The organism is Acinetobacter sp. LipI_15 (assembly GCF_058242865.1).
The window spans coordinates 168657-195033 of the sequence record NZ_JBZAYN010000001.1 but is presented as its reverse complement, the minus strand read 5'-3'; the positions used below and the strand labels follow the sequence as shown (position 1 = coordinate 195033).

Here is a 26377-nt window from a genome sequence, read left to right as displayed (position 1 = left end):
TTATTATAACGCAGTTACATACATAATTTTAGGAATTATGATAATGAAAAAGGTTTTGAAGGGCATGCCAACTTTTAGTGCCTTGGGGTTTAAAAAACAATTATTGGCACTTACAGTCTGTGTAAGTGTGGGGATGGGAATGGTCAGTGTTGCAGAAGCTGCCCCTGCTCGTAACGTCAATCCACCGTCATTGAAGGCAGGTGCGCCTCAAGTTTATGTGGTGAAAAAAGGCGATACGTTGTGGGATATTTCCAAGCGCTTCTTAAAAAATCCTGTGCGCTGGCCTGAAATCTGGGCGAGTAATAAACACGTGAAAAATCCGCACTGGATTTTCCCAGGTGACCGCCTACTCATGTGTACCTACAATGGCCGCCCAATCATCGGTAAAGATGAAGGTGATGGTTGTGAAGGTATCATTCGTCGCTATACAGGTGGCACTAAACTTCAACCACAAGTTCGTGTTGAATCCCTCAACAGTGCGATTCCGGTTATCCCATTGGAATATATTAAGCAATGGCTTGAGCGCAGCATGATTGTTGCAGCTGATTCTGTGGAAGGCACACCTTACATTTTAGGTACAGTTGATCAACGTGTATTAGCTGCCAAAGGCCAAACAGTTTATGCACGCGGCCAAGGTATGCAAGTCGGTCAACGTTATGCTGTTTACCGTGAAGGCGAACCGTACATCTTTACCGATGCAAACGGCAAAAAATACAACGCAGGTTTAGAACTGACTCAAGTCGCTTCAGGTGTTGCCGTTCGTGGTGAAAATGACATTACCACTTTAGAACTAACCGATACTTATAATGCTGAAGTTCGTCGTGGCGATCGTGTTCTTCCTGAATATGACCCAATGCTGCCAACACTGTTCTATCCAACCAATGCAGAAAATGTCACTGCTGGCGGTAGTGTAGTTCGTGTTATGGGCTCGATTGGTACTGCAGCGGTTCACAGTGTTGTGACGATCGACCGTGGTAGCTTGCAAGGCGTTCAATCTGGTCAAGTCTTTAGCGTGAACCAAAAAGGTGAAATCGTGACTGATCCAAAAACCAAAGAACGTGTTCAACTTCCAGGACAACGTATTGGTAACATTATGGTATTCAAAACGTTTGATAACCTAAGCTATGCTTATGTACTTGAAAGCGAATTACCAATCAAAGTAGGTGCAACGATTCAGCCACCACTGATGGATGACTAAGACCAAATCCATAAAAATGAGGCTGTATTTCAGCCTCATTTTTTATTATCCAACAACGATATCACTGATCATTTTAAACCATAAAAAGAAGACAGATTCAAAGGTCTCATTATGCTCAACTCATTGACTGACTTGCATTTAGATTACATTCGCCTGTGGTTTTTGGTGCAACACTCACTTCGTAGTTTCTATAAAATTCAGCAGCACTATCCTGCCCTACACCACGCCCTTAAGCCTGATCAAATCACCACATGGCAAAAATTAGGACTGCATAAAAATCATTTACAGCGCTTTGAAGAATTTCATAGTCCAAGTGGACAGCTTAGCTTTGAAAAATGTCTCAAGGATATTCAACAATACAGTGACTTTGTACTGATTCCTGAAGACCTGAACTATCCTCAACAGCTTTTACCTTATAGCGACAAGCCGCCCATTCTATTTGGGCAAGGTAATGCCCAAGCCTTGATGCAACCCCAAATTGCGATTGTTGGTAGCCGCAAACCTAGTCCCCAAGGTCGGCAAATTGCTTATGATTTTGCTTATTATCTAAGTGAGCAAGGGTTCTATATCAATAGCGGTTTAGCACAAGGAATTGATGAAGCGGCACATCGCGCTGCCATACAACACCACAGAACCATTGCCGTGATGGGCACAGGTTTAGATCAAACTTATCCGACCGCACATCAGCGTTTAAGACAAGAAATCATCCAACATGGGGGAACCGTAATCAGTGAGTTTCTTCCACACACTCCCCCATTGCAACACCATTTTCCACATCGAAATCGTATCGTCAGTGGGCTCAGTCTTGGTGTCATCGTGGCGGAAGCGGCATTAAAAAGTGGTTCACTGATCACGGCTCAACGCGCTGCCGAACAAGGCAAATCTATTTTTGCCATTCCAGGCCATATTTATAGTGAGTCACATCAAGGTTGCCATCAACTCATACGCGAAGGTGCAATTTTGATTGATCATCCACAACAGGTCATTGAAGACTTGGCATTGGCAACACAGTGGCAATCACAAGCTGCCGAAACCTTAACAACCACCGAAATAGCGACACCCGAAACAGCAAAACCGGACACACCTCCCCCCGAACCCATACCGGACCATTTAGTTGCATTGTATCAGCAGCTTGATTGGGTCGGCCAAAGCCTTGATCAATTGTCCATTCAACTCAAAATTGATACCGCGACATTAACCAGTCAACTGATGGAATTAGAGTTAATGGGCTATGCCACACAACAAGCCGGACACTACCTACGTTGTCGAATGGGTAAATTAGGTTCACAATAGTCCTTTGTCGAATCAGTTAAGGTCTATAGAAATGATTACCACCTCTGTTGCAGAAGCAGCTTCCTGTCTTAAAAAAGGTCAGGTTCTCGCATATCCTACAGAGGCTGTTTGGGGATTGGGCTGTGATCCCTACAATGAGCAAGCCTTTCTCGAAATTTTGCGCCTAAAACAACGTCCCATTGAAAAAGGCGTGATTTTATTGGCTGCCAATGTCGCTCAAGTTGAACACCTGCTTCAAGGCTTAACAGAAGATATGCGTCAGCAAGTCATTGCGACATGGACCAACCGTAAACCCAATGAACGTGCAACCACATGGTTATTACCGGCTGGCGACCATATTCCAACATGGATTAAAGGCAATCATCCAAAAGTCGCAGTCCGTGTGACTACCCACTCTTTATGTGTGGCTTTATGCCAAGCTTTTAATGGCTTTATTGTGTCTACCAGTGCCAATCCTGCAGGATTAACCCCTGCACGTTCTTTACAAGAAGCCAATCAGTATTTTGCCAATGAACTAAATTACTTAAATGGTGATCTCGGCCTAAGCCAAGAACCAAGCAAAATTATTGATGCTGAAACAGGTGAAATCATCCGCGCATAAGCTCGGATGCCTGTCTACACCTGCCTTTCGGGGAAATATAGGAAAAAAAAGCTCAGCCATATAGGGATGACTGAGCATAAAAAAGGATGTGTATAAAATCACATCCAGAGGGTCTTGCAATCTCTGGATAAATATCAAGTAATTATTAAGAATTACTTCATCATTTACAATGAAAGTATTATGTAATATTTTTTTAAATTTAACAAATATATTTTTTATATAAATAAAACTACTGATAAGTACTTTATTTCTGATTTTATAACTACTTAGTCAAAATATGTATCTATTTTTGATTGATTTTTAAGACGAGAATTTGTTTTTTTAATTCAGTTTTACACTCAAAAATCCATTTTCAAAAGATTTGCTCTATAAAAAAATAAGTTTGTTTGCTTATTTTTTAATCAATACTTCTCATAAATTTTCAACTTTTTACTAGATTTACTTACGCTGCGCCAAGATCACCCCGGTAATCGCCATCACTGTGCCGACGGTATGATAAAACATCCACTGCTCAGCCAACCAGAAATAGGCAATAATCGCGGTAAATACCGGCATCAAATTCATAAAAATACTGGTGCGATTCGGCCCGAGATGTTGCACAGCCAACATCCATACCAACGGTGCAATCAATGATGGAAAAATTGCCGCATAAAATACACTTGGCGCATTCGCAGGATTAATCGCATCAATGCCTAAATACAACACGAATGGCAAGTGATATAAAACGGCAAAGAAAATTTGTACATATAAGCTCAACAGTAGCGGAAGTTTCAATTGCCATTTTTTTAAAAACACCCCATAAAAGGCATAGAAAAACACTGCGAAGATCATGAGGATATCGCCGAAATGTCCGCCCATATTCAGTAATTGACTGAAATCTCCTTGCGCAATGACAAACAATAGCCCCGTAAATGAAATCGCACAGCCCAAGATGGCATAGCGATTAGGCACATCTTTCAGTATGAAAAATGCAACGGCAATCGTAAAAACAGGGATAAAGGCATTGATGATGCCCATATTGGTCGCCGTCGTATAATGCGCAGCGGTATAGCCCAAGCCTTGATATAACACCATGCCAAAAGCACTCAGCACAGCCAATTGCTGCCAATGCTGCTTGATCAGCTGTCTTTGCTGCCAAACGGTTTTGAGCATAAATGGGGTTAGGATCAAAAATGCAATAAACCATCGATAAAAACTGATACTGACTGGTGAAATATAATCAGTTACATAGCGGGTGACGGTAATATTTAACGACCATATAAATACTGCGATCAGAGGCAAACAAATTGCAAATTTCGCCCAACGCGCTTGAAGCAACATGTCTGACTCCTCAATATATCGTGCAAAGATTGGTCTAGGTATTTTGAGTGATGTCTGTTTTAATTGAAATACATGATTTCAGACATTTATATTGTAGTTCAGACATCGACACCTAGGCATATATGACATCAGCACCGATTGAACAACAAATCGAGCTTTTTGAAGCGCACTACACCACATTAGATACGGTCTATCCGCACAGTTGTCTTTGGGGTGATTTTAATTTTTGTCTCGATGGTATTTTCGAATATGAGATACAAGGGCAACACCATCTCTCACCTGCCAGTTATGGGGTGTGGATTCCCCCACATACAGAACATTGCTCAGTCGCGATTGATGAGCAACCTATTCATTATGTGGCAATCCGACTGGCACCTGATCTCTGCATAAATTTCCCCAAGCAGACGGAAGTATTTAGCATCCAGCCTTTCTTTCGTTTGTTGGTGCAAGAAATTTTGGCCTTTCCTACAGAGCAACATACCACACCACCCTATCGACACCTACTACAGGTCTTATTCGACCAGTTAAAAACTGCACCCAAACATCAACATTATTTACCGCAAAGCCATGATGCGGTGTTAAAGCCGATCTTGGCGCAGCTTGCAGATGTAGATCATTTTAGTTTGAGCCTACAACGATGCTTATCCAATGTTGGTTTGAGTGGGCGTCAGTTACTGCGGCTGAGTCAGAACGAACTGCAAATGAGCCTTTCTGAATGGCGAAACCGTGCAAAAATTATTTATGCCATTCAACAACTCCGTGCTGGTCAGTCTATTAAAGCTCTCAGCTATGAATTGGGCTATCAACACAGCTCAAGCTTTATTGAGTTTTTTAAACGCTATACAGGAAAAACCCCAAACCAACACCGTGCCACTAGTTAAATGCCAAGCACTCAAGCAAGCATCAGCTCGAATTCTGCAAACTACTACAAAAATTATGCGAAAAGCCTATCGATAAAAGCTTGCTGTTCACCAGATTTCCCTTTAAAACAAGGATGAAAGGCACAACTTCAATTAGGAACGAATATGTCAGCTTCAGTTTACGATATCCCGGTAAAAACTATCCAAGGTGATGACACCACACTCAATCAATACCAAGGCAAGGTTTTATTATTGGTCAATGTGGCCTCTAAATGTGGGCTAACACCGCAATATGAAGGCCTAGAAAAACTCTATACAGAAAAGAAATCACAAGGTTTTGAAGTCTTAGGTTTTCCTGCCAATAACTTTTTAGAACAAGAACCTGGTTCTGAAGCGGAAATTCAAGAATTTTGCTCGATCAACTACAAGGTCGATTTCCCACTTTTTGCAAAAATTTCTGTTGCAGGCGCGGATAAACACCCACTTTATCAAACCTTAACCCAAGCCATTCCTGAACGCATTGGTGAAGGCCCATGGTGGGATGATTTAGTTGAATACGGTTTAACACCAAATCCAAAGCCTGAAGTGCTCTGGAACTTTGAAAAATTCCTCGTGAATAAACAAGGTGAAGTTGTGGCTCGATTTGCACCTGACATCAAGGCAGATGATGCACGTATTGTCGATGCCATTAATGCTGAATTAGCCAAATAATTCGCCAATATCTCAATCTCTCAGTTAAGATTATTTTGATTTTAACTGAGATTGATCATTTTAAATTATCACAATAATAGTTATCAATTATCACATAATGATAATTTACATAGTTTATCCATTATTTTAACATTTCACATATACATTGTTCAAAGTTTCCCTGTAAATACTCATTATGATGAGTCTTATCAAATCACATCCAGCAGTAAACAGGTGAACTTATGAATACATTAATGAAAGCTATCGTTTTATCTATTTCGACAGCACTTGTTGCTGCTCCAGCAATGGCTGCACCGCAAAATAGCCAACAACATGCACCTGCGCATAATCAAAATACGAAAGCTCAACAGCACACTAAACAAAACACACCAGTAAAAAACCAAAGCCAGAACAAGAAAAAAGCCGTAAATCCTTCACATGATTGGCGTTCTGGACAAAAAGTACCTTCTGAATACCGTGGTCATAGCTACAAAGTAGACCATACCAAATACAAAAAATTGTCTAAACCAGGCAAAAACCAACAATGGATTAAAGTGAATGGCGACTACATTTTAATGAATGCTGTCAGCCACGCCATTATCAAAATCATTGCGGGTTAAACCCACCAAAACATCAAAAGAGGGCAAATGCCCTCTTTTTTTTGTTCAAGCGATTATTTTGTTATTGCTTTGCAACAATCTATTTTTAATCCACATTCTGCCCCTATATTCAAAGCATAGACTTAACACATAGTGATGATTGAATGAAAAAGCTTGTGCAGAATGCCCTTCTCCCTTTTGCCATTTTTAGTGGTGTTTTGGTGCTGATTGGCTGTGAACCTGCCACAGCACCGCAACAGGAACAAGAAATCGCAGCAGAAAATGATCGCCCTGCAACAACATCAACAAACGAAGATCAATCTGCGACACAAAGTCAGGCGACAGATCAAAGCCAATTAAAAAGCGGCAATATGTTTTATATCGTTCGCGATGTTGCGGATATGCAACTTAAAGCCGGCAATTATGTTGAACAACTCAAACAAACGCAGGTCGATTTAGAAGCCGCAGTCAGCAACCAAGATCATCTCCAATTGCAAAAAGCGGCAACCCAGCTGCAACAGCAGCTCAAAGGTTTCAATCAAGCTTTGAATGATTTAAATCTAAAAAGCACTGAAATTAATGATATTCGCAACAATCTACAGGCAGCAAATCAGCAAGTATTGGCCTCACCTTTTCTCAATGGACAAGTCGATTTAAGCAAAGTTGATTTTCAGAAAATCCAAAATCAAATGGGCAGTATCCAAGCGGAAATGCTGAAATTGGCAGGTATGTTGATCCAAGATCAGGCAGGCAAAAGCTCATCTACTGCACCCACTGAAACTGAATAAATAGCGAAATCTAGCATTTCCATTGCATTCCACCTGTTTTAAATCAAAAAAGCGTTAGACCTTGAGCTAACGCTTTTTTTTCTTACAGTTCCGCTATAGAACACGACTGTTTTTCCTTTTAGATTAATGCTTAATAATAAAGCCAATGATGGAACAGTTATGTCAAACGCTGTGATTTATAACATTACACCCATTACCTTTCGTTTAGATTTAAAAGATCCTTTCTTATTTACTGCTCATCATGTTGATCATTTTCCTGCTGCAAATGCAGACATGGGGCCAAAAACTGCCGCAGAAAAAGATGAATTCAATATGTACTATGGCGATGTGGTTCCAGGTTTTCCAGAACATCCACATACCGGCTTTGAAACCATTACCTTGGTCGAACAAGGCTATGTCGATCACTTTGACTCATTAGGCAATGGCGGACGCTATGCTGCTGGCGATGTGCAATGGCTGTCCACAGGCAATGGGGTCGAACACTGTGAAATGTTCCCCCTACTGCATGAAGATAAAGCCAATCCTTTTGAACTTTTCCAAATTTGGTTTAATTCATCGGCTGAACAGAAAACCCATGATGCCGACTATAAAATGTTTTGGCGTGAAGAAATTCCTCATGTCTTTGAAAGTGATAATGAAGGAAAAAAATCGGATATCCGCGTGATTTCGGGGCAGTTCAAATCCACCGATGCCATTTCCCGACCGCCACACTCATGGGCGGCTGCCGCAGAAAATAAGGTCAATATTTATTTAATCACCATGCAAGCAGGTGCAGAGTTGGTGATTCCCGCAACAACAAGTAGCTCCAACCGTTTTGCTTATTTTTATCAAGGCAATACATTAGAAATAGAAGGTCAAACCATTCAGATGAAGCATTTGGTAGAACTTCAATCAGATGCCGACGTCCATCTCAAAGCAGGCGGATTAGAAGCACGGATTCTGTGGTTAGAAGGTGAACCGATTAATGAACCCGTGGCGATGCGCGGTCCATTTGTGCTCAATACCACTAAAGAACTCGATGCAGCTTTTAAACGCTATCGTGAAACCCATTTTGGAGATTGGCCTTGGCCAACACCAGCTCCGGTTTTCAAACGTGATCAGGCTCGATTTGCCAGTTATGAAGGCGGTCAACGTGTAGAGCACCCAGAGCAAGAAAACTCACAAGTGTCTTAAAGTTCAATTAGTTGGATTGAGCAAATTCAAAGGTATTACAGTTTTTATCTTGTCCAAGTGCGCGCTGAACATCTTGTTTAAAGCGTGCTTGGGCAAAGGTATATTGCTTCGGCAAAAATAAGGTAATACGTGTCGTCTGTGGATCTAAACTTTCGACCAACATTTTATGCAAATACGCCCCATGTTCAGTCCGTGCCATCAATGTCCCCTGCTCCAAATGCTCTTCTAAACGATTATCGGTATAGACGTAGCGATTGTTCGCGGTAAACGCAACACAGTGATTATAGGCTTGCCGCAGATTTCGAAAGGCAGTCAAATATGGGATCACAAGCTCCGTGCTGATGCCATTATCAACCGATTCAGCGACAAGTGCAGCTTCAGTGGGAAGATTGGGTGTCGTGACGTATTGGCTTTGGCATGCAAGGAGCAAACCACAACAAAGACACAGCGATAAACTGGTAAAAAATTTGAGCATACAGACCTTTGCAAATTGTTCTTATTTATTTTGCAGAGATTGTAGCAAAACTGGGTTGCTGATTTAATACTCTACTATTCATTCCATGCTTTCATTGCAGACACCATGCAGCTGATTATTTTTACAGGCGTTCAAGCCTCTGGCAAATCCACCTTTTACATGTTGAATTTATATCATAGCCATTTACGTATTAATTTGGATATGTTGAAAACCCGACATCGGGAAAATATGATCTTTGAAGCAGGTTTGGCATCCAAAACAAAAATGGTGATTGATAATACCAACCCAGATCGGGAAGCTCGTGCTCGCTATATAAAACGCGCAGTAGATGCAGGGTTTGAAGTTATTGCTTATTATTTTGAAACAGATTTGGACAGTACCTTAAAGCGCAACAGTTTTCGTGAAGGCAAAGCCCATATTCCAGAAGTTGGCGTGCGTGCTACTTATCGCAAGCTTCAAGTTCCATCACAGGATGAAGGCTTTGATCAAATTTTTAAAATTAAAATTATCAGTCACGGCGAGTTTTCAATTTTACCCATGCATGAATAACGAGCATTAACCTGCTTTTTGGCTATCTTGCCATTTTTTAAAAGCCGATTGCATGGCCTGACGTTCATATGGTTTCACTAAACGACTTTCTAATGAAGCAAAATCACCTTTATAAGCAGCAGCAACCATCGATTTAGCCAACTCTTGAATACTTACGCGTCCACGGTGTTCATATTGTTGAACTTCTTCATGGGTGAGTTCAACATCCCAACATGACACGACAGAACTTAGATCAACCGCTATGCTCAAGTAATATTGATCAAAGTCTTGATAAAGTTCCCAAAAATGCGGCTCATAGGCGATAAGGTTCATGGTGCAATGCTAGCTAATTGAATTTAATCACCATAAAGATTGTATTGAATAAAATATATTCAACTTTAGATTGATCAATTTCAACTAATTTAGGGATAAAAACTACCCTTTCGAGTAGTTTTTTATCTACATATAAACCTTTATTTCAATGCGATAGTGGCTTTGCTGCAATTACCACCTTGTGCAAATGCATATTCGCTAACGGCTTTTTTGCCTGTTTGCTCATCAACCAGTTTTAAATTTGCCCCACCTACAAATGCGCCCATTTTAATAAATTGCTGAACAAAATATTGTTTACCTGCTTCAGTTTCAATATCCAAATGGTTAGGTGAAAATTCTGATTCAGTCGATATTGTATGTTTTTGATTACCCATTACTTCTTTATAAAAAAATACTCCACGAGAGGTTTCACCTAAACATTCCCCATCCACCCATACATCTTTCTTTAAGGCAGCGCCTTTCACAGAAGCTGAACGATATACATAAATTCCTGCATTACCTTCTTGTGGGGCATTAAGTTGTTTTACTGCTGTTGAAGCATTTTGATCTGCTTTAGTTACGGACGCACACCCGACAAATCCCAAAGATAATACTAATGTAAAAAAGATTTTATTAGACATCATTAATTCCATTGACATATTTTAAGCATATGAAAATTAAAAATTAATCAAAATATAGTCAAATTTATTTATTATTCAGGCATAAAAAAACCACCCTTTCGGGTGGCTCTTTCAATCTCAAACTGCGTCTTATTGAGCGCGGTTTTTGATTTTGCGGATGGTTTCCAACTGAGCAGCAGTTTCTGCAAGAGCAGCCAAAGCAGCAGCTGAGTCCAAGTCGCTCTTTTGATTTGCTAACAATTGTTCAGCTTGTTTACGAGCTTCAATAATTGCTGCTTCATCAAGGTTGTCAGCACGTACTGCAGTATCTGCAAGTACAGTAACAACGTGCGGTTGAACTTCAAGTACACCACCTGATACATAGATTAATTCTTCTGTACCATTTTCAAGCAGAACGCGGATTGCGCCCGGCTTGAGCAAAGTTACTAGTGGCGCATGGCCAGGCATAATACCCAACTCACCACCAGCACCTTTAGCAATTAGCATAGTTACAGTGCCAGAGTACAAAGACTCTTTAACACTTACAACGTCACATTGCATCGTTGACATGAGAATCTCCTAAATTAGGTAACTAATTAAAGTTTCTCAGCTTTAGCAATAACTTCGTCAATACCACCAACCATGTAGAACGCTTGTTCTGGAATGTGGTCGTATTCACCAGCTAGAAGACCTTTAAAGCCACGAATTGTTTCTTTAAGCGGTACAAGTTTACCAGGAGCACCAGTAAACACTTCAGCTACGTGGAACGGTTGAGAGAAGAAACGTTGGATCTTACGTGCACGGTATACAGTAAGTTTGTCTTCTTCTGCCAATTCGTCCATACCAAGAATTGCGATAATGTCTTTCAATTCTTTGTAACGTTGAAGAACGTTTTGAACTGAACGAGCGATTTCGTAATGCTCAGTACCCACTACAAGTGGATCTAACTGACGTGAAGTAGAGTCAAGTGGATCGATCGCTGGGTAAATACCAGAAGATGCGATGTCACGGCTCAATACAACAGTCGCGTCCAAGTGAGCGAAGGTAGTCGCAGGCGATGGATCTGTTAAGTCATCGGCAGGTACGTATACCGCTTGAATTGACGTAATAGAACCAGACTTAGTAGACGTAATACGTTCTTGAAGAACACCCATCTCTTCTGCAAGAGTCGGTTGGTAACCTACTGCAGATGGCATACGACCTAGAAGTGCTGATACTTCAGTACCCGCTAGTGTATAACGATAGATGTTGTCGACGAACAATAGAACGTCACGGCCTTTACCGTTTTCGTCTTTTTCGTCACGGAAGTACTCAGCCATAGTCAAACCAGTCAACGCTACGCGTAAACGGTTACCTGGTGGCTCATTCATCTGACCGTAGACCATTGCTACTTTGTCTAGAACGTTAGAGTCTTTCATTTCGTGATAGAAGTCGTTACCTTCACGAGTACGTTCACCAACACCAGCAAACACAGATAAACCTGAGTGAGCTTTTGCGATGTTGTTGATCAACTCCATCATGTTTACAGTTTTACCAACACCGGCACCACCGAACAGACCAACTTTACCACCTTTAGCGAACGGGCAAAGTAAGTCAATGACTTTAATACCAGTTTCTAAAAGGTCAGTAGAAGCCGCTTGCTCTGCATAAGAAGGCGCTTGACGGTGAATTGGTAAACGAGCTTCAGTACCAACAGGACCAGCTTCGTCGATAGGGCGACCAAGAACGTCCATGATACGACCTAAACATGCAGTACCTACAGGTACAGAGATAGGCGCGCCAGTGTTAGTTACAGTAAGACCACGCTTAAGGCCTTCAGTAGAACCCATTGCAATAGTACGAACTACGCCATCACCAAGTTGCTGCTGAACTTCTAATGTAGTTTCAGTACCATCAACATGGAGAGCGTCATAGATCTTAGGAACGCTGTTACGTTCAAACTCGACGTCGATAACCGCGCCGATGATCTGAATGATACGACCGCTACTCATTGCTGTCTCCTCAATTCAAACTAATAATGTTAAACGGCAGCGGCACCACCAACGATCTCAGAGATTTCCTGAGTAATCGCGGCTTGACGCAGCTTGTTATAAATAAGTTGTAGGCTCTTGATCAATTCACCCGCGTTATCAGTTGCAGCTTTCATTGCAACCATACGAGCAGACTGTTCACATGCGATGTTTTCAATCACACCTTGATAAACCATAGACTCAATGTAACGAACCAATAAACCATTTAAAAGCTCTTCAGCTTCTGGTTCATAGATATAGTCCCAACCGTATTGACGGTTTAGACCTTCGCTTTCCTCAGCAGCTGCTAAAGGAACAAGCTGTTCGATTTTTTGGTTTTGAGTCATGGCGTTGACAAAGCCGTTTGACACTAGATAAATACGATCTAACTCGCCTTTATCAAACGCGTCTAACATCACCTGTACAGAACCAGTTAACTGTTCAAGACTCGGAGCATCACCTACGTTTGTAGTTGCACCAAGAACTTTACCGCCGTAGTTTTTAAAAAACGAAACCGCTTTTTGACCAATTAAAGCAAATTGAACTTCAATTGACTGCTCTTGTTGCTGTTGTACGTGTTTTACCACTTTTTTGAACAAGTTAATGTTCAAACCACCAGCAAGGCCACGATCTGAAGAAACAATGATATAGCCAACGCGCTTTACAGGACGTTCAACCATATAACGGTGTTTGTATTCAGGGTTCGCTTGTACCAAATGAGCAATTACACGGTGCATATTTTCGGCATACGGACGGCCTTGAGCCATGCGCTCTTGCGCACGACGCATCTTAGAAGCTGCTACCATCTGCATCGCGCGAGTAATTTTCTGCGTGCTTTTGATACTAGCTACTTTGGCGCGAATTTCTTTTAAATTTGCCATACGCTTAACCTAGTATTCGAAAGCCCTTTCGAGCTTCCGAAGGTTGATCCGTGAACCAAACCAAAACCAGATTCAACACAGTTGAATCTTAGTAAGTTTGAGTCGCTTTAAAGCTTTCAATACCTGCTTTGATTGCTGCTTCGATTTCTTTATCGTAAGCACCAGTCTCGTCAATTTTTTGCATTAACGCAGCATTTTCTGAACGGAAGTAAGAGATCAACGCAGCATCAAATGCAACGATTTTCTTCACTTCTACGTCAGCCATGTAGCCTTCGTTAGATGCATAAATTGAAACAGCTTGGTCAGCAATTGAGTATGGAGCATATTGTTTTTGCTTCATAAGCTCAGTTACACGTTGACCATGTTCAAGCTGTTTACGAGTTGCTTCGTCAAGGTCAGAAGCGAACTGAGCAAACGCAGCTAATTCACGGTATTGCGCAAGAGCGGTACGGATACCACCTGACAATTTTTTGATGATCTTAGTTTGAGCAGAACCACCAACACGTGATACAGAGATACCCGCGTTCACAGCAGGACGAATACCTGCGTTGAATAATGATGTTTCTAAGAAGATCTGACCGTCAGTAATCGAAATTACGTTAGTAGGTACGAATGCAGATACGTCACCGGCTTGAGTTTCAATAATCGGTAATGCAGTTAATGAACCAGTTTGGCCTTTAACTTCACCGTTAGTGAATTTCTCAACGTAGTCAGCAGATACACGTGAAGCACGTTCAAGTAAACGTGAGTGTAGATAGAATACGTCACCAGGATATGCTTCACGACCTGGTGGACGACGTAGAAGCAATGAAATTTGACGGTAAGCAACAGCTTGTTTAGACAAGTCATCATAAATGATAAGCGCGTCTTCACCGCGGTCACGGAAGTACTCACCCATTGTACAACCAGCATACGGAGCAAGATACTGCATCGCTGCAGGATCAGCTGCAGCAGCTGCTACAACAGTTGTGTACGCCATAGCGCCAGTTTCTTCTAGCTTGCGCACAACGTTAGCGATAGTCGATTGTTTTTGACCAATTGCTACGTATACACATTTAATGCCAGAATTTTTCTGAGCGATGATCGCATCGATCGCCATAGCTGTTTTACCAGTTTGACGGTCACCGATGATCAACTCACGTTGACCACGACCAACAGGGATCATTGTATCTACTGATTTATAACCAGTTTGTACAGGTTGATCCACTGATTGACGCCAAATTACGCCTGGTGCTACTTTTTCAACAGCATCAGTAAGTTTTGCGTCAATAGGGCCTTTACCATCAATTGGGTTACCAAGAGCATCTACTACACGGCCTAAAAGTTCTGGACCAACCGGAACTTCTAATACACGACCTGTGCAACGAGCTTTTTGACCTTCTTGAAGGCTTAAGTAGTTACCTAAGACAACGGCACCCACTGAATCCTGTTCTAGGTTCAGTGCCATACCAAATAAGCCGCCGTCGAATTCGATCATTTCACCGTACATTGCATCAGCAAGGCCGTGAATGCGCACAATACCGTCGGAAACCATAACAATGGTCCCTTCGTTCTTAGCGGTCGCGCTGGTGTCCAGATCGCCGATACGCTGTTTAATGAGCGCACTGATCTCGGATGGATTCAGTTGTTGCATTGCGCTATACCTCAATCTTTTTAAAGTTCAGTCTTCGAGCTGTTAAGCAAGAAGACGAGTCCGCATTTTTTCAAGCTTGTTAAGCGCAGAATCATCTATCACTTGGTCGCCTGCACGAATAACTACACCCGCGATTAACGCTGGGTTAACTTCTACAGAAACATTTACGGCAGCTTCGAATTTTTTCTCTAATGCATGCGCAAGTAATTGTTCTTGTACAGAAGTCAATGGGAATGCAGATTCAATCACTACATCCACAGTATTGTTATTCTGTGATTTGAGCTGTTCGTATTCTTCTGAAATTTCAGGAAGAAGTGCCAGACGGTCATTATCGGCAAGCAATGTCAAAAAGTTTGACACTGCTGCAGTCTGGTCTTCACCTAAAACTTTTGCGAAAACACTTACCTGCTCAGCAGGAGTAAGCTCAGGGCGATTTAGATAAGCTGAAAATGCTTCGTCTTGCACCGCAGCACTGAGCAAGTTCAATGCATTTGACCAAGCGTCAGTTGCATTTTGCTCAGAAGCGTAAGCAAATGCTGCTTTAGCGTATGGGCGTGCCAACGTCAAGAGTTCAGCCATAATCCGCCTCTCTTAAAGTTTAGCAGCCAGCTGAGTCAGCATGGCATTGTGAGCTTCTGCGTCAACTTGCTGGTTCAGAATTTTTTCTGCGCCAGTAACTGCAAGAGCAGCAACTTGTTGACGTAATTCTTCGCGAGCAGCATTGATTTCAGTATCAACAGCTTCTTTAGCTTGTTGACGAATACGCTCACCTTCAGCCGCAGCTTGAGTACGCGCTTCTTCTACCAATTGCGCACCACGACGGTTCGCTTGTTCGATCAATTGAGCCGCTTGTGCTTTAGCCGCATCTAATTCAGCTTTCACTTGTGCTTGCGCATCCGCAAGGTCAGCTTTCGCTTTTTCAGCAGCGTTTAAGCCATCAGCGATTTTACGCTGACGCTCACTAATCGCATTGATTAGTGGTGGCCAAACAAATTTCATGCAGAATGCGACAAAAATCGCAAAAGCAATCGCTTGGCCAATCAATGTGAGGTTGATATTCATTGCTATTCCTCAATAGTTTAATTTAGGAATTAAGCTGATTAACCTACAAATGGATTAGCGAAGATGAAGAACAAGCCAATACCAACACCGATCATAGGCACAGCATCAAGAAGACCCGCGATTAAGAACATACGAGTTTGAAGTTGTGGAGCCAATTCTGGTTGACGAGCAACAGCTTCTAAGAAACGGCCGCCTAGAAGACCAAAACCAATCGCAGTACCTAAAGCACCAAAAGCGATCAAGATAGCAGATGCAATTGCAACTAGACCTAAAGTGAGTTCCATGATAATTCCTCAGAGGTTAGGTTTATACCAAATTAAGTTAAAAAATTGTGTGCCCAACCACCCTTTGACAGTTGAGCAATACCATTAATGCTTTTCGCTAGCCATACTCATATATACGATAGTCAACATCATGAAAATGAATGCTTGTAACGTAATAACAAGAATATGGAAGATCGCCCAAGGCACAGACAACGCCCACTGGATCCAGAACGGTAGTAATGCGATCAAGATGAAGATCAACTCACCCGCATACATGTTACCGAACAGTCGTAGAGCCAATGAGATTGGACGTGCAATAAAAGTTACTAATTCAAGAATAATGTTTACCGGAATAAGTAATGCTTTTAAAACTGGGTTACTTGGGTTAAATGGGTTAAGTGCAAATTCTGCACCGAATCCGACAAGACCTTTCTCACGGATACTATAGAAAATAGTTAACGCAAACACTGACAATGCCATACCAAGGGTAATGTTAGGATCAGTAGATGGAACGATTTTGAAGTAAACGTGGTGAGGATCCATACCAAACACGTTAGCACCGATCAATTGAGCTGTATAAGGAATCCAGTCAACAGGGATCAAGTCCATCAAGTTCATGAGGAAAATCCACACGAAGATGGTCAACGCTAACGGCGCGATTAAGCGCGATTTGCCATGGAAAGTGTCACGGACACTTGAGTCAACGAACTCGATAATCATTTCGATTGCAGACTGGAACTTGGTCGGAACACCAGAGTTTGCAGCTTTCGCTACAACCCAGAACAACAAACAGAAAACTATACCAAGGCCAATAGACCAACCCATTGAATCCAAGTGAATAGCAGTGAACCCCATCTCTTGAGCTTCTTTAGCAGTCTCAGCTAACTTCCAAGTACCATCTGGCATTTTGCCATAGGTCAAGTTAGTCAAGTGATGCTGAATGTACTCGGTCGAAGTAAGGGCATGTTCTTCAGCAGCCATAAATCACACCTGGTCAATGTCAAAACTAATAGAGAAAACGAATATCGCGTGCTGCCTGATATCTCGTTACTCTCCAAAAAACTTTTCAATTTTTTGTTGTGTTTATACTCGTTTTTTTAAGCGTGTTGCCCAAAAAGGAGCGACCCACGACATACTTTGTACGAGCATAAAACCACAAAACAATGCCACCGCTGACAACGGTTTGACATTGATCAAAATCAAAATGAATCCAACAATCACGATTGCAAACTTGCCCATTAAGCCACGATACATGTTTGACAGCACCTGTTTAGAGGCACGGGCACCAGCCGCACGAAACGACTGCCATGAAAAGTAGCTACTTGCTAGCCAACATACCAACGCACCCAAAGCTGCACTATATGCTGTGATTGTGTCTTTAAGGACCCAACCAATCAGGGCTGAAACAGGAATCATTACTGCTTGTAAGATGACTAAAGCTTTCGCTAATCGTCGATCAATCATGCGACTAGTTCGACTCATTTTTGTTCACTCACAGCAATTCTGCTTGACAAGTTTAACTGATGATTATTTTTAATCGCAGGCATTATAGAGTTACACCCCTTAACTTGCAATCTTTTCCCGACCTTAGTCGTGTTTTTTTAAATTGGCAAACTGCTTTCAAACTAATCAATAGTTGTTTATTTTTTACTTTACTTTCGTGCATTTAGTGTGCATTTCAGTGTTTCATCAGCCAACATCTTCCATGCTGTTACAAAATCCCCTGCCCCACTCATCGTTTCGTCAACCGGTTGAAAGACGATGCCACCGAGCTTTTGATACTGATTTTGACTGGCATGTGCTTCTGCAAGTAAGCATACTTTTGGCTGAGCACGATGGTCTTTCAAGTATTTGATTTGTGCCAATGTCGGCGCGACATGTGGATCATCTGTCAACGCACCGGTAAATTTCAAATTCAGTGAGCGCTCAAGATATTGATAGGCATCGTGGTAAGACCAGTAAGGTTGAGCACGGCTCGACACATCGGTTTTTTGCGCAGTAACCAAGAGTTTCTGCGCAAATGCACGTGCATTGGCCCAATATTTTTCACGATGTTCTGGAAACTGTTGTGAACGTAAAGCAGCAATAAAAAAGCCGATTCGAACCGCATTGTTTGGTTCAAGCCAGACATGGGTATCGATTGTGCCTTTTAATGCATTGCCACGAACATCCCGCAAAGGCAACGCACTGATAATGCCTGAGTCTAAAATAGCGATACTTTTACCACTTTCACCCAACATTTTTGCCAATGGCGCTTCATGCGCTTGGCCTAGCCATAAAACGAGATTGGCATCTTGCACGGTTTTACGGTGTGCAGGCGTCAAGCTCACATCATGTCCAGATTGATGGTCAAGCAGTAGTTTTGGCTGCTCTACGCCCTTGAGTACATCCTTTGCGATTAGATAAATCGGTTGTGTAGAAACAACGAGACCTTGCGCCCAGCTCATCACACTGAATAAAGCCAAACTACAAAAAAGAATTACACGGGACATGGGGAGAGAGCACCATAAAATGAATAGTGTTATAATATAACAAAATCGTAAAAAAACCTACGTCTGTTCGTAAGTCCTTACGCTTCATGTTAAGATTTAAAGTCTTTTTCTTTATACAGTTTCGTACTCGAGGTTGGCTATGAGCGCATGTTCACACGAACATCATAATGCTTTGCATGGTGTACACGATCATCATAATGTCGAACAGCGCCTTGCTGAAGCTGAGAGTCTCTGTAGTGCGACGGGTGCTCGACTTACGCCCTTGCGTAAAGAAGTATTAGAACTGATCTTAAATGCAACAGGACCAATGGGCGCTTATGACCTTTTGGCTAAAATTAAAAGTGAGTCTGACCGACCTGCAGCGCCGCCGACGGTGTACCGTACGTTGGATTTTCTGCTTGAAAAAGGTTTGATTCACCGTCTGACTTCGATTAATGCGTACATCCCATGTTGCCATCCGCGCGAAGGACATCAAGCAGCATTTCTGATTTGCACAGACTGTAAAATAGTCAAAGAAGCATCTGCTCAAGGCTTGATGGCGCAACTCGATGAATTGTCTGCATCCGATGGTTTTACTGCACATCACAGTATTATTGAAATTTCAGGGATCTGTCAGCAGTGCCGCAGCAAACACTAAATGTGAAGCCCATTGTGGCTTTAGAGCATGTTCATGTCCGAATCGATGAACGTGACATTTTAAAAAATGTAGATTTCGCCTTACACGAAAAAGAAATTGTCACCTTGATTGGTCCTAACGGTGCAGGAAAATCCACGCTCATCAAAGTGTTACTGGGTATTGTAAAACCTGTATCTGGCAAAGTGATCAGCACACAAAAATTAAAATTTTCATATGTGCCACAAAAATTTAATCCATCACACAGCTTACCGCTACGTGTGTGTGATTTATTGGCACTAGAAAAATGTGATGCCAGCATTAAGCAAGAAATTATTCGTGATACAGGCATTGCCAAGTTACAACAATCTAAAGTTCAGCAACTATCGGGCGGCGAACGTCAACGTGTATTGATTGCACGGGCTTTATTACGTCAACCGAATGTATTGGTTCTGGATGAACCTATGCAAGGTCTGGATATCCAGTCTGAAGCGGAACTGTATGACTACGTGCGTAGCTTGCCAGAAAAATATGGCTGTGCAGTTTTGATGGTTTCTCATGATTTACAATGGGTCATGCAAGGAACACATCGTGTGGTTTGCCTCAATAAGCATATCTGCTGCAGTGGCTTGCCTAAAAATGTCCAGCAACATCCTGAATATCAAGCGATCTTTGGGACAAACCGTGTGTTCTATCAACACCATCATGATCACTGTGCGCATGGCGATAGTGCAACGCCTTGCCAGCATGACTCTCGTCCCCATATTCACCCTGAACCGGAAGCATAATCCATGATGGAATGGCTACAACTCCTTTTGCCAGCATGGATCATGGGCACTTTGCTGGTGTTCCTGACTGCACCCCTCGGCTGTTTAATGCTATGGCGTCGCATGTCATTTTTTGCGGACACCATGGCACATGGCACTTTACTCGGTGTCGCCATTGCCGGTGCAATGAGTCTACCGCTTTGGACAGGCGTTACATTGATTGCGCTCTTATTGGTTGCAATCTTATGGGTGTTACACGACCCTCGCTTACCCAATGACGCTTTGCTTGCGCTATGTTCTGCAACACTCCTGTGCTCAGGCTTACTCTTCATACAACATTTGCCAAGCTTAAGACCTGAATTACTCAGCTATTTATTTGGCGACTTGCTCACCATTTCTTGGTCAGATTTGCCTGTCTTTGCAGTGGTGATCATTGTGGCACTGACCGTGCTTCATAAAAGTTGGCAATCACAGATTCAGATTGCCATTGACCCCGATATTGCGGTCAGTGAAGGTGTCAGCGCTAAATGGCAACGTCTGATTTTTATGTTATTACTGGCATTATTTACCGTATTGGCTTTACGTGCTGTCGGCTCATTGCTGATGGGTGCATTGTTAGTGATTCCTGCATTAACCGCTCGTTTATTGGCGAATTCACCGAAGCAAATGGTGCTGTGGTCTTTCATCATTGCCCAAGTCGGTGTAACTGTAGGTTTATGGTCAAGTGCTGGTTTAAACACCTCTACAGGACTGACCATTGTATTAACTATGGCGCTGCTCTTTGCCCTGATTTTTATTCTACAAAAATTTAAGAAAGTCGCTTGAGTAGCAACGTTCATTGCTCAATTCGCGACATATCAAAAAAAAGCCATGCAGTTGCATGGCTTTTTTTGCACGTCAAATACGATGCTCAGAATCATCTCACTGGATTTATTGATGAACTAAGCTCAATAAACTCGCCGCACAAGCAAATAGAACTGCAAAGGTACGATTCAAATATTTTTGTTGTTTGGATGATTTTAACAACCGCAGCACTTTTGCAGCGAGACCGGTATACCCCGCCATGACAATCAAATCGATGCTAATCATTGTTGCCGCCATGATGACATATTGAATCCATTGGGGTTTGGATAAATCTAAAAACTGCGGCAAAACTGCCAACAAAAATACAATCGCTTTAGGATTGCTCATATTGACCAAAAAGCCATGTAAAATTAATTTTGAACGTGATTTATTTGGTAAATTTTGTTGGATTTCAATTGACTGTGTTGGCGCTGTCCACTGTAAATAAGCCAAATACAATAAATAGCCCACACCAAACCATTTCACGATCAGAAAAGCCCATGGTGTCGTCGCAAATAAGACCCCTGCCCCAGCTGCAACAATGGCGATCTGAACCAAAAGTGCCAATTGCAGGCCGATTGCATTCCAATACCCATGCTTAAACCCATAATTCAAACCACTCGACATAGACGCAATTGCACCTGCACCTGGGGAAACACTAATTACCCAACATGCCAACATGTATGCAATCCAGATTTGATAGGACATCATTAGCTCAAGTTTGAAATGGGTCTGTATTATATGACATTTACTCTATTTTCATGACAATAATGCACGCTAAAAGGCCAAATGAAGGCTACACTCTCAGCGCTGCTTAAGGCACAATATACACAGCCACTCAGAAATTATAATTTTTAGGAGCCATGAATGTCTGCTCAATCTGTAATTTTGCCATTACCCTCAGATCATGCTCGTTTTATTGTTTTACGTTTAAAAGATTTAACGATTAGCGAATTAAAAGAACAACTTGAAGACTTATTTAGCACTCGTGATCGTCTAATTACCCAACATCCTAATGCACAGATTAAAACAGCTGTAGCTTTTGGACCTGAACTTTGGGCACAACTTTATATTCAATCTCCAGCAGGCTTTAAACAACTTGATCCAATTCAAGGTTCATTTAACATGCCTGTAGCCCCAGCAGATGTACTGATTCACATTGCAGCACAGCGTACAGATATTTGCTTTGCTTTAAGCCAAGCTTTCTTTGATGGCATTCAAGATAAAGTGGAGGTTTTAGATGAGCGTGTTTGCTTCCGTAATTTCGATGGCCGTGACTTAACTGGCTTTATTGATGGTACTGAAAACCCTCAATTTCCAGATGACCGCGCTGAAACAGCTTTACTTTCTGAAGAAGCAGGCATTTTTGCTGATGGTTCTTTTGTCTTTGCGCAGCGATATGCACACAACTTAGATAAATGGAAAAAGTTAAAGGTAGATGCTCAGGAACATGTCATTGGGCGCACCAAACTTGAGTCAATTGAGTTGGATGAAGACGAACAACCTGAAAACTCACATGTATCACGTACCGTTGTTGAAAATGGCGAAGGTGAAGAACTAGCAATTTTGCGTCATTCATTGCCTTATGGCGATGGCCGCGGTGACCAAGGTTTGTTTTTTATTGCTTATACCCATGACCTCAGCATTATCGACAGCATGCTGGTTCGCATGTTCGGTACGAGCGGTGACGGTATTCACGACCGCTTACTTCACTTTGTTACGCCAATGGACGGAGCGTATTACTTTGCACCGAGTGAAGAGTTGCTGGAAGAAGTTTTGGAAGGTTAAATAAATAAAGCCGACGAGAGTCGGCTTTTTATTCTTAGAAAATCAAATTATTTTAAAATAAATTTTCTCTCCCTCAGAACACACTCTATAAAAAATTCCGGAAAAATTGTTTTTTGGATCTAAATCACTCATATAAGAATTACAATCCAATAAGTAAGTATTGTCTTTTTGTTTTTCCAAAATAATTTTTTGCGGTTGCTTAAATGAATATTCATCATAATATTCATTAAGGTAATAAATACTTTCTTTTGATTTAGATGATTCAACATCTTTAAAAGAATCACCTCCTCCTATTGGGTTCATCTTTCCATAGGATTGAAATATTTTATCGACATTAAAAATCAGATTTTCATTATTGTTTAACCGAGTTAACTTGGCCCATCCCATCTCAATATTTTCTATCATAAAAATTTTGTAAAAAATTTCGTAATTTTCACCATTTTTTTTGATAAAAAACTCATCGTTATTTGGTTTGTAAGCATTTAGAAAATAACTTTCATCTAGCACACTAGGCTTAAGAATTCTGCAATTCCGTTTGACATTGCATTGTTTAAACGCATAATAAAAATCAACTCTTTCATATATTTTCTCATTTTTATTACTAACTGCATTTAAATCAATATTTTGTTCGCGATCCGATGAATTACATCCTACTAACAAACTACAAGCTATTATTATATGATAAAAATTCATTGCATAATCTCAATATGCATAGCGCCCTCACCTTTTGCATCACCCGGAATAAATCCAGAAATTTTTCCTTCAGACTTAGCTTTAATACAGACATTTTTAAATTTTTGCCCTAAATTACTTAAGTTTGTATTCGAACCAAATCCATTACTATTTAATCCAATGTCTACTACATTCATCTTTTCATACTGAGTTTGCGATACACAATGCAGCGAAACTCTTAGTCCTTTACCTTGAAACTCAATAATTTTTTCAACCATTTTTTTTATGGTAGCATCTTTAGATAAGCCTTTTTTCTTACAATCATCACGTACTCTTTTTACTGCCTCACCAGGTGCACTGTAACTAATAGTTGTGTTGTACATTGCTCTTGCTTGTGATTCTGGAGTTCTTATAGTACTTGTGATCAGAATTTCTTTCATTCCCGCTTCCTTCGCAAGATACGCTAGTACATTTTTTGTTTTTTGACTAACAATATCTTTCCTCCACTGTTCAGCTACACCATTAAACCCAACATTAACTCCTTGTACTGCCAATGGTATTGAAGGTTTATCTATTTTTAAATCTATATCTTTCATTCCATTTCTGATTACATCATTAAAATGGACTATCTCCTTTTCAGATTCAAGTGTGATAACTTTTATATTCTGACCAACATTAGCTTTATGTATTTTTTTTCCTAATCCATGAGTACCACTTGAATGATTTCTTTTGTTACCTCTATATTCTATTAAATAATTACCACCACTAAATAGCTGATCAGTTTTTTTATCATATGTAAGAACACTGAACTCTGCTTCTTCATTATTGTCATTAACTGTAGTTTTTGGGTGTCCATCTTGACTTGTTGCTTGTGTTTGATCTCTTTTGGGAGTTTCATCTCGAGTTTGTTGCTCTTGGCTAGTATTTTTGGTTTTTGATGATTTTTTTTCAGCATTCATCAAATCTAAATCTTTACTTGCTTGTTCCAACACCTGAGAGTCAACATCTATGAATCTAATAGTTTTATTTTTATCGACTTTTATTGTTAATAAATTTTGACCATTTCTTAATTTATAATTTAAATCAAAACCTGGCATAGCATTTACAATTATCTTACCTTCATCATTAGTTTTTTTAGGGTATTCTTTACCTCTGTACCATTGTACTAAATTTAAATTTTTTATAGATTTTCCACTTTTTTTATGCCTAAAAATTATTTCAAATTTATGTAACTTAATTTGTATATCATATATTTTTTTATCATTTAATACAGTGAAAATTCCAACTTCTTGTTTGGAATCTCTTCCACTAACTAAAACTGCGATTTTTTCTCCACTTTCTGCCTGAATACCTTTTTCAACACCATCATTTTCAGTTGAGTGTTTTTTCTCTTTTCCCTTATATTTTAAAAAATAAGAAATTCTTGAAATCGGTTTTCCATCACTATCTAAAACTCTAAGATCAAATTTTACATCCAATTTATTAGAATTATTTTCTTGATTATTACTATTTTCAATATTTCCTCTTCCGTCTTTATTATTTTGTGGTAGCTCCTGGTTATGTTTATCTGTTCGTGTTTTTATACCACCCATTCCATTATCTACTACAATTATGACATGATGGTTTTTTCCATCAGCAATCAACATTAATTCTTTATTATTTTCATCTTTCACAGATGAGCCATCAACAGAAAATCTTGCTCCCCATCCACCCTTTACTAAAATAGATCTAATAAAGCCCTCTTCATCTATTAACAAATTACTCATTGTTGGAATATATTTTGTCTTCTTATAACTTACATTGACTCTTGATCCCATTAATTTTTTAGCAGATTGATCGATGAATTTAATAAAAAATCGTGAAGTTCCTTTATACCTTATCCAGCACATATCATCATTTTCAGTACCATTTATTTTCACTTCTTCTGTTAATTCGTTGACAAAATTTGGTGGATATTTATAATTTTTTGGGTCCTTATTATTCAAAAATTTTTGAGCTTTTGGGCTATAATATAATACCACTCCATTTGTGAAATCTTCTTCTTCCCTCATGTAAATAGGGTACACAGCATCTATAATATCTTGAGTATCCTTTGAAACCTTATTAGAATTCATTTCAGCTTTAACCTTTTTTACAGCAGCCGTTTGTTCAGTTAAAGCATCAAAATCATCATATAAATATTGTATAATGCTTGGATGACCTACCCACTCACCAAACCCTAATCGATTCATAATACAATGTGCAACTGCTTTTTTTGAAGTAATGCTACAAACACCTGCTTCTCCAGAGATTGTTGCAACAAATGCTATAAATTCATCTGAATACTTCATTATTTTCTCCGCATGGTTTTATTATTGTTTTTTTAATTAATAAACTTGAATAATCATCTGCCAACAATATTAAATTACCATTTTCTAAAAATTTACTTTTCTTTTTAAAATAATTATAATAATCAAATCTTTGATTTAACCCCAAGTATTCCTTATCATTTAAATCAGCAATAATTTTTTTCCTACCAGTGAAAATTATCCTTGCATATATTTTCTTCTTAACACTATCACTTTCTATCAAACAATGATTATTTTCATTAAAAGCAATAAATTCATTAGTAGAATCTTCACTAGTTTCTCCATAAAAAAAGTTTACTTGGCATGGAGATCCACACGAAACTCTAACCCTAAATATATCACTATTAATCTTTGTGATAATTGGAGACTTAACATCTTCTAGCAATAATTTATTGTCCCCATCAACTACTCTGTAAATATTGCAACTTGATTCATATTCGTCTGTGCATTTTGAAACTATTTCAAAATCAGGCCCTTTGGCGTATATTATATTATTGATAGAAAAGAAATTTATCAAAAACAATCCAATTAAAATATATTTATTCAAGA

General features: G+C 40.2%; 31 protein-coding genes. 13 read left to right on the top strand and 18 right to left on the bottom strand.

What is annotated here, in order from left to right; genetic code table 11:
- Nucleotides 1–43 precede the first annotated feature (43 nt).
- The 3 genes from AC4CU0_RS00890 (at nt 44) to tsaC (ending at nt 3092) form a co-directional block, all read left to right on the top strand.
- Nucleotides 44–1198, top strand: coding sequence for a LysM peptidoglycan-binding domain-containing protein (locus tag AC4CU0_RS00890; protein ID WP_490743591.1), 1155 nt, complete (start codon nt 44–46; stop codon nt 1196–1198).
- Between the two features lie 111 nt (nt 1199–1309).
- Nucleotides 1310–2491: a DNA-processing protein DprA gene (gene dprA / locus AC4CU0_RS00885; protein WP_490743590.1), complete on the top strand. Its 1182-nt coding sequence runs from the start codon at nt 1310–1312 to the stop codon at nt 2489–2491.
- Nucleotides 2492–2522: 31 nt separating this feature from the next.
- The gene (gene tsaC, locus AC4CU0_RS00880; protein WP_111885874.1) at nt 2523–3092 is read left to right on the top strand and encodes an L-threonylcarbamoyladenylate synthase type 1 TsaC; all 570 of its coding nucleotides are present in this window, start codon (nt 2523–2525) and stop codon (nt 3090–3092) included.
- A gap of 438 nt (nt 3093–3530) precedes the next feature.
- On the opposite strand, the gene AC4CU0_RS00875 is transcribed toward tsaC, so the two are convergent.
- On the bottom strand, nt 3531–4412 hold the full coding sequence (locus AC4CU0_RS00875) for a DMT family transporter (RefSeq protein WP_180022164.1): 882 nt from the start codon (nt 4410–4412) through the stop codon (nt 3531–3533).
- 122 nt (nt 4413–4534) lie between these two features.
- Here AC4CU0_RS00875 and AC4CU0_RS00870 point away from each other — a divergent pair, with 122 nt between their 5' ends.
- The 5 genes from AC4CU0_RS00870 (at nt 4535) to AC4CU0_RS00850 (ending at nt 8522) form a co-directional block, all read left to right on the top strand.
- A complete protein-coding gene (locus tag AC4CU0_RS00870) occupies nt 4535–5293 on the top strand; it encodes an AraC family transcriptional regulator (RefSeq protein ID WP_180022165.1) in 759 nt (252 codons plus the stop codon).
- Nucleotides 5294–5437: 144 nt separating this feature from the next.
- Nucleotides 5438–5983, top strand: a complete 546-nt coding sequence (locus AC4CU0_RS00865; protein WP_111885877.1) for a glutathione peroxidase — start codon at nt 5438–5440, stop codon at nt 5981–5983.
- A 221-nt stretch (nt 5984–6204) separates the two neighbouring features.
- On the top strand, nt 6205–6582 hold the full coding sequence (locus AC4CU0_RS00860) for an RcnB family protein (RefSeq protein WP_078191466.1): 378 nt from the start codon (nt 6205–6207) through the stop codon (nt 6580–6582).
- A gap of 143 nt (nt 6583–6725) precedes the next feature.
- Nucleotides 6726–7349, top strand: a complete 624-nt coding sequence (locus tag AC4CU0_RS00855; RefSeq protein WP_490743589.1) for a PM1805 family lipoprotein — start codon at nt 6726–6728, stop codon at nt 7347–7349.
- A gap of 159 nt (nt 7350–7508) precedes the next feature.
- Nucleotides 7509–8522, top strand: coding sequence for a pirin family protein (locus AC4CU0_RS00850; RefSeq protein ID WP_490743588.1), 1014 nt, complete (start codon nt 7509–7511; stop codon nt 8520–8522).
- 7 nt (nt 8523–8529) lie between these two features.
- On the opposite strand, the gene AC4CU0_RS00845 is transcribed toward AC4CU0_RS00850, so the two are convergent.
- The gene (locus AC4CU0_RS00845; protein WP_180160198.1) at nt 8530–8997 is read right to left on the bottom strand and encodes a hypothetical protein; all 468 of its coding nucleotides are present in this window, start codon (nt 8995–8997) and stop codon (nt 8530–8532) included.
- Nucleotides 8998–9102: 105 nt separating this feature from the next.
- On the opposite strand from AC4CU0_RS00845, the gene AC4CU0_RS00840 reads away from it, so the two are divergent.
- On the top strand, nt 9103–9546 hold the full coding sequence (locus tag AC4CU0_RS00840; protein WP_490743587.1) for an AAA family ATPase: 444 nt from the start codon (nt 9103–9105) through the stop codon (nt 9544–9546).
- Between the two features lie 6 nt (nt 9547–9552).
- On the opposite strand, the gene AC4CU0_RS00835 is transcribed toward AC4CU0_RS00840, so the two are convergent.
- From AC4CU0_RS00835 to AC4CU0_RS00780, 12 genes are all read right to left on the bottom strand, one after another.
- Nucleotides 9553–9858 (bottom strand): hypothetical protein, encoded by a 306-nt coding sequence (locus tag AC4CU0_RS00835; protein ID WP_168378803.1) that lies wholly within the window; start codon nt 9856–9858, stop codon nt 9553–9555.
- A 140-nt stretch (nt 9859–9998) separates the two neighbouring features.
- On the bottom strand, nt 9999–10478 hold the full coding sequence (locus AC4CU0_RS00830; protein ID WP_490743586.1) for a DUF2846 domain-containing protein: 480 nt from the start codon (nt 10476–10478) through the stop codon (nt 9999–10001).
- A 129-nt stretch (nt 10479–10607) separates the two neighbouring features.
- Complete coding sequence (locus tag AC4CU0_RS00825; RefSeq protein ID WP_078191472.1) at nt 10608–11027, bottom strand: F0F1 ATP synthase subunit epsilon; 420 nt, start codon at nt 11025–11027, stop codon at nt 10608–10610.
- Nucleotides 11028–11053: 26 nt separating this feature from the next.
- A complete protein-coding gene (gene atpD, locus AC4CU0_RS00820) occupies nt 11054–12448 on the bottom strand; it encodes a F0F1 ATP synthase subunit beta (protein WP_078191473.1) in 1395 nt (464 codons plus the stop codon).
- A gap of 29 nt (nt 12449–12477) precedes the next feature.
- Nucleotides 12478–13347 (bottom strand): F0F1 ATP synthase subunit gamma, encoded by an 870-nt coding sequence (atpG, locus tag AC4CU0_RS00815; protein WP_078191474.1) that lies wholly within the window; start codon nt 13345–13347, stop codon nt 12478–12480.
- Between the two features lie 88 nt (nt 13348–13435).
- Complete coding sequence (atpA, locus tag AC4CU0_RS00810; RefSeq protein WP_078191475.1) at nt 13436–14980, bottom strand: F0F1 ATP synthase subunit alpha; 1545 nt, start codon at nt 14978–14980, stop codon at nt 13436–13438.
- Between the two features lie 42 nt (nt 14981–15022).
- The gene (locus AC4CU0_RS00805) at nt 15023–15559 is read right to left on the bottom strand and encodes a F0F1 ATP synthase subunit delta (protein ID WP_078191476.1); all 537 of its coding nucleotides are present in this window, start codon (nt 15557–15559) and stop codon (nt 15023–15025) included.
- A gap of 12 nt (nt 15560–15571) precedes the next feature.
- Nucleotides 15572–16042, bottom strand: a complete 471-nt coding sequence (locus AC4CU0_RS00800) for a F0F1 ATP synthase subunit B (RefSeq protein ID WP_078191477.1) — start codon at nt 16040–16042, stop codon at nt 15572–15574.
- A gap of 38 nt (nt 16043–16080) precedes the next feature.
- Entirely contained in the window at nt 16081–16326 is a 246-nt protein-coding gene (atpE, locus tag AC4CU0_RS00795; protein ID WP_000424060.1) for a F0F1 ATP synthase subunit C, read from the bottom strand.
- An 84-nt stretch (nt 16327–16410) separates the two neighbouring features.
- Nucleotides 16411–17286, bottom strand: coding sequence for a F0F1 ATP synthase subunit A (atpB, locus tag AC4CU0_RS00790; protein WP_078191478.1), 876 nt, complete (start codon nt 17284–17286; stop codon nt 16411–16413).
- A gap of 102 nt (nt 17287–17388) precedes the next feature.
- Nucleotides 17389–17787 (bottom strand): ATP synthase subunit I, encoded by a 399-nt coding sequence (locus AC4CU0_RS00785; protein WP_078194025.1) that lies wholly within the window; start codon nt 17785–17787, stop codon nt 17389–17391.
- Between the two features lie 170 nt (nt 17788–17957).
- Nucleotides 17958–18797, bottom strand: a complete 840-nt coding sequence (locus AC4CU0_RS00780) for a metal ABC transporter solute-binding protein, Zn/Mn family (protein ID WP_490743585.1) — start codon at nt 18795–18797, stop codon at nt 17958–17960.
- 139 nt (nt 18798–18936) lie between these two features.
- On the opposite strand from AC4CU0_RS00780, the gene AC4CU0_RS00775 reads away from it, so the two are divergent.
- The 3 genes from AC4CU0_RS00775 to znuB are packed head-to-tail and all read left to right on the top strand — an operon-like array spanning nt 18937 to nt 21002.
- A complete protein-coding gene (locus tag AC4CU0_RS00775) occupies nt 18937–19434 on the top strand; it encodes a transcriptional repressor (RefSeq protein ID WP_078191481.1) in 498 nt (165 codons plus the stop codon).
- Nucleotides 19407–20198 carry a zinc ABC transporter ATP-binding protein ZnuC gene (gene znuC / locus AC4CU0_RS00770; RefSeq protein WP_490743596.1) on the top strand — a complete coding sequence of 264 codons (792 nt, stop codon included), beginning with the start codon at nt 19407–19409 and terminating at the stop codon, nt 20196–20198. Before AC4CU0_RS00775 ends, znuC begins: the two co-directional genes overlap by 28 nt.
- Before the next feature lie 3 nt (nt 20199–20201).
- Nucleotides 20202–21002, top strand: coding sequence for a zinc ABC transporter permease subunit ZnuB (gene znuB / locus AC4CU0_RS00765; RefSeq protein ID WP_180063293.1), 801 nt, complete (start codon nt 20202–20204; stop codon nt 21000–21002).
- 105 nt (nt 21003–21107) lie between these two features.
- Here znuB and AC4CU0_RS00760 read toward each other — a convergent pair whose 3' ends face one another.
- Nucleotides 21108–21728: a LysE family transporter gene (locus tag AC4CU0_RS00760; RefSeq protein WP_180118115.1), complete on the bottom strand. Its 621-nt coding sequence runs from the start codon at nt 21726–21728 to the stop codon at nt 21108–21110.
- A 159-nt stretch (nt 21729–21887) separates the two neighbouring features.
- On the opposite strand from AC4CU0_RS00760, the gene AC4CU0_RS00755 reads away from it, so the two are divergent.
- Nucleotides 21888–22808, top strand: a complete 921-nt coding sequence (locus AC4CU0_RS00755; RefSeq protein WP_490743584.1) for a Dyp-type peroxidase — start codon at nt 21888–21890, stop codon at nt 22806–22808.
- Nucleotides 22809–22850: 42 nt separating this feature from the next.
- Here the strand turns inward: AC4CU0_RS00755 and AC4CU0_RS00750 are convergent, their stop codons facing one another.
- From AC4CU0_RS00750 to AC4CU0_RS00740, 3 genes are read right to left on the bottom strand one after another with little or no spacing between them, the layout of a single operon-like run.
- Entirely contained in the window at nt 22851–23501 is a 651-nt protein-coding gene (locus tag AC4CU0_RS00750) for a hypothetical protein (protein WP_180005344.1), read from the bottom strand.
- Nucleotides 23498–25810 (bottom strand): hypothetical protein, encoded by a 2313-nt coding sequence (locus tag AC4CU0_RS00745; protein WP_490743583.1) that lies wholly within the window; start codon nt 25808–25810, stop codon nt 23498–23500. Before AC4CU0_RS00745 ends, AC4CU0_RS00750 begins: the two co-directional genes overlap by 4 nt.
- A complete protein-coding gene (locus tag AC4CU0_RS00740) occupies nt 25794–26375 on the bottom strand; it encodes a hypothetical protein (protein ID WP_180003511.1) in 582 nt (193 codons plus the stop codon). Before AC4CU0_RS00740 ends, AC4CU0_RS00745 begins: the two co-directional genes overlap by 17 nt.
- Nucleotides 26376–26377: the final 2 nt, after the last annotated feature.

Bases quoted from the DNA above. Each gene is read 5' to 3' on its own strand.
- AC4CU0_RS00890 (WP_490743591.1), top strand. From the start codon at position 44: ATGAAAAAGGTTTTGAAGGGCATGCCAACTTTTAGTGCCTTGGGGTTT.
- dprA (WP_490743590.1), top strand. From the start codon at position 1,310: ATGCTCAACTCATTGACTGACTTGCATTTAGATTACATTCGCCTGTGG.
- tsaC (WP_111885874.1), top strand. From the start codon at position 2,523: ATGATTACCACCTCTGTTGCAGAAGCAGCTTCCTGTCTTAAAAAAGGT.
- AC4CU0_RS00875 (WP_180022164.1), bottom strand. From the start codon at position 4,412: ATGTTGCTTCAAGCGCGTTGGGCGAAATTTGCAATTTGTTTGCCTCTG.
- AC4CU0_RS00870 (WP_180022165.1), top strand. From the start codon at position 4,535: ATGACATCAGCACCGATTGAACAACAAATCGAGCTTTTTGAAGCGCAC.
- AC4CU0_RS00865 (WP_111885877.1), top strand. From the start codon at position 5,438: ATGTCAGCTTCAGTTTACGATATCCCGGTAAAAACTATCCAAGGTGAT.
- AC4CU0_RS00860 (WP_078191466.1), top strand. From the start codon at position 6,205: ATGAATACATTAATGAAAGCTATCGTTTTATCTATTTCGACAGCACTT.
- AC4CU0_RS00855 (WP_490743589.1), top strand. From the start codon at position 6,726: ATGAAAAAGCTTGTGCAGAATGCCCTTCTCCCTTTTGCCATTTTTAGT.
- AC4CU0_RS00850 (WP_490743588.1), top strand. From the start codon at position 7,509: ATGTCAAACGCTGTGATTTATAACATTACACCCATTACCTTTCGTTTA.
- AC4CU0_RS00845 (WP_180160198.1), bottom strand. From the start codon at position 8,997: ATGCTCAAATTTTTTACCAGTTTATCGCTGTGTCTTTGTTGTGGTTTG.
- AC4CU0_RS00840 (WP_490743587.1), top strand. From the start codon at position 9,103: ATGCAGCTGATTATTTTTACAGGCGTTCAAGCCTCTGGCAAATCCACC.
- AC4CU0_RS00835 (WP_168378803.1), bottom strand. From the start codon at position 9,858: ATGAACCTTATCGCCTATGAGCCGCATTTTTGGGAACTTTATCAAGAC.
- AC4CU0_RS00830 (WP_490743586.1), bottom strand. From the start codon at position 10,478: ATGTCTAATAAAATCTTTTTTACATTAGTATTATCTTTGGGATTTGTC.
- AC4CU0_RS00825 (WP_078191472.1), bottom strand. From the start codon at position 11,027: ATGTCAACGATGCAATGTGACGTTGTAAGTGTTAAAGAGTCTTTGTAC.
- atpD (WP_078191473.1), bottom strand. From the start codon at position 12,448: ATGAGTAGCGGTCGTATCATTCAGATCATCGGCGCGGTTATCGACGTC.
- atpG (WP_078191474.1), bottom strand. From the start codon at position 13,347: ATGGCAAATTTAAAAGAAATTCGCGCCAAAGTAGCTAGTATCAAAAGC.
- atpA (WP_078191475.1), bottom strand. From the start codon at position 14,980: ATGCAACAACTGAATCCATCCGAGATCAGTGCGCTCATTAAACAGCGT.
- AC4CU0_RS00805 (WP_078191476.1), bottom strand. From the start codon at position 15,559: ATGGCTGAACTCTTGACGTTGGCACGCCCATACGCTAAAGCAGCATTT.
- AC4CU0_RS00800 (WP_078191477.1), bottom strand. From the start codon at position 16,042: ATGAATATCAACCTCACATTGATTGGCCAAGCGATTGCTTTTGCGATT.
- atpE (WP_000424060.1), bottom strand. From the start codon at position 16,326: ATGGAACTCACTTTAGGTCTAGTTGCAATTGCATCTGCTATCTTGATC.
- atpB (WP_078191478.1), bottom strand. From the start codon at position 17,286: ATGGCTGCTGAAGAACATGCCCTTACTTCGACCGAGTACATTCAGCAT.
- AC4CU0_RS00785 (WP_078194025.1), bottom strand. From the start codon at position 17,787: ATGAGTCGAACTAGTCGCATGATTGATCGACGATTAGCGAAAGCTTTA.
- AC4CU0_RS00780 (WP_490743585.1), bottom strand. From the start codon at position 18,797: ATGTCCCGTGTAATTCTTTTTTGTAGTTTGGCTTTATTCAGTGTGATG.
- AC4CU0_RS00775 (WP_078191481.1), top strand. From the start codon at position 18,937: ATGAGCGCATGTTCACACGAACATCATAATGCTTTGCATGGTGTACAC.
- znuB (WP_180063293.1), top strand. From the start codon at position 20,202: ATGATGGAATGGCTACAACTCCTTTTGCCAGCATGGATCATGGGCACT.
- AC4CU0_RS00760 (WP_180118115.1), bottom strand. From the start codon at position 21,728: ATGTCCTATCAAATCTGGATTGCATACATGTTGGCATGTTGGGTAATT.
- AC4CU0_RS00755 (WP_490743584.1), top strand. From the start codon at position 21,888: ATGTCTGCTCAATCTGTAATTTTGCCATTACCCTCAGATCATGCTCGT.
- AC4CU0_RS00750 (WP_180005344.1), bottom strand. From the start codon at position 23,501: ATGAATTTTTATCATATAATAATAGCTTGTAGTTTGTTAGTAGGATGT.
- AC4CU0_RS00745 (WP_490743583.1), bottom strand. From the start codon at position 25,810: ATGAAGTATTCAGATGAATTTATAGCATTTGTTGCAACAATCTCTGGA.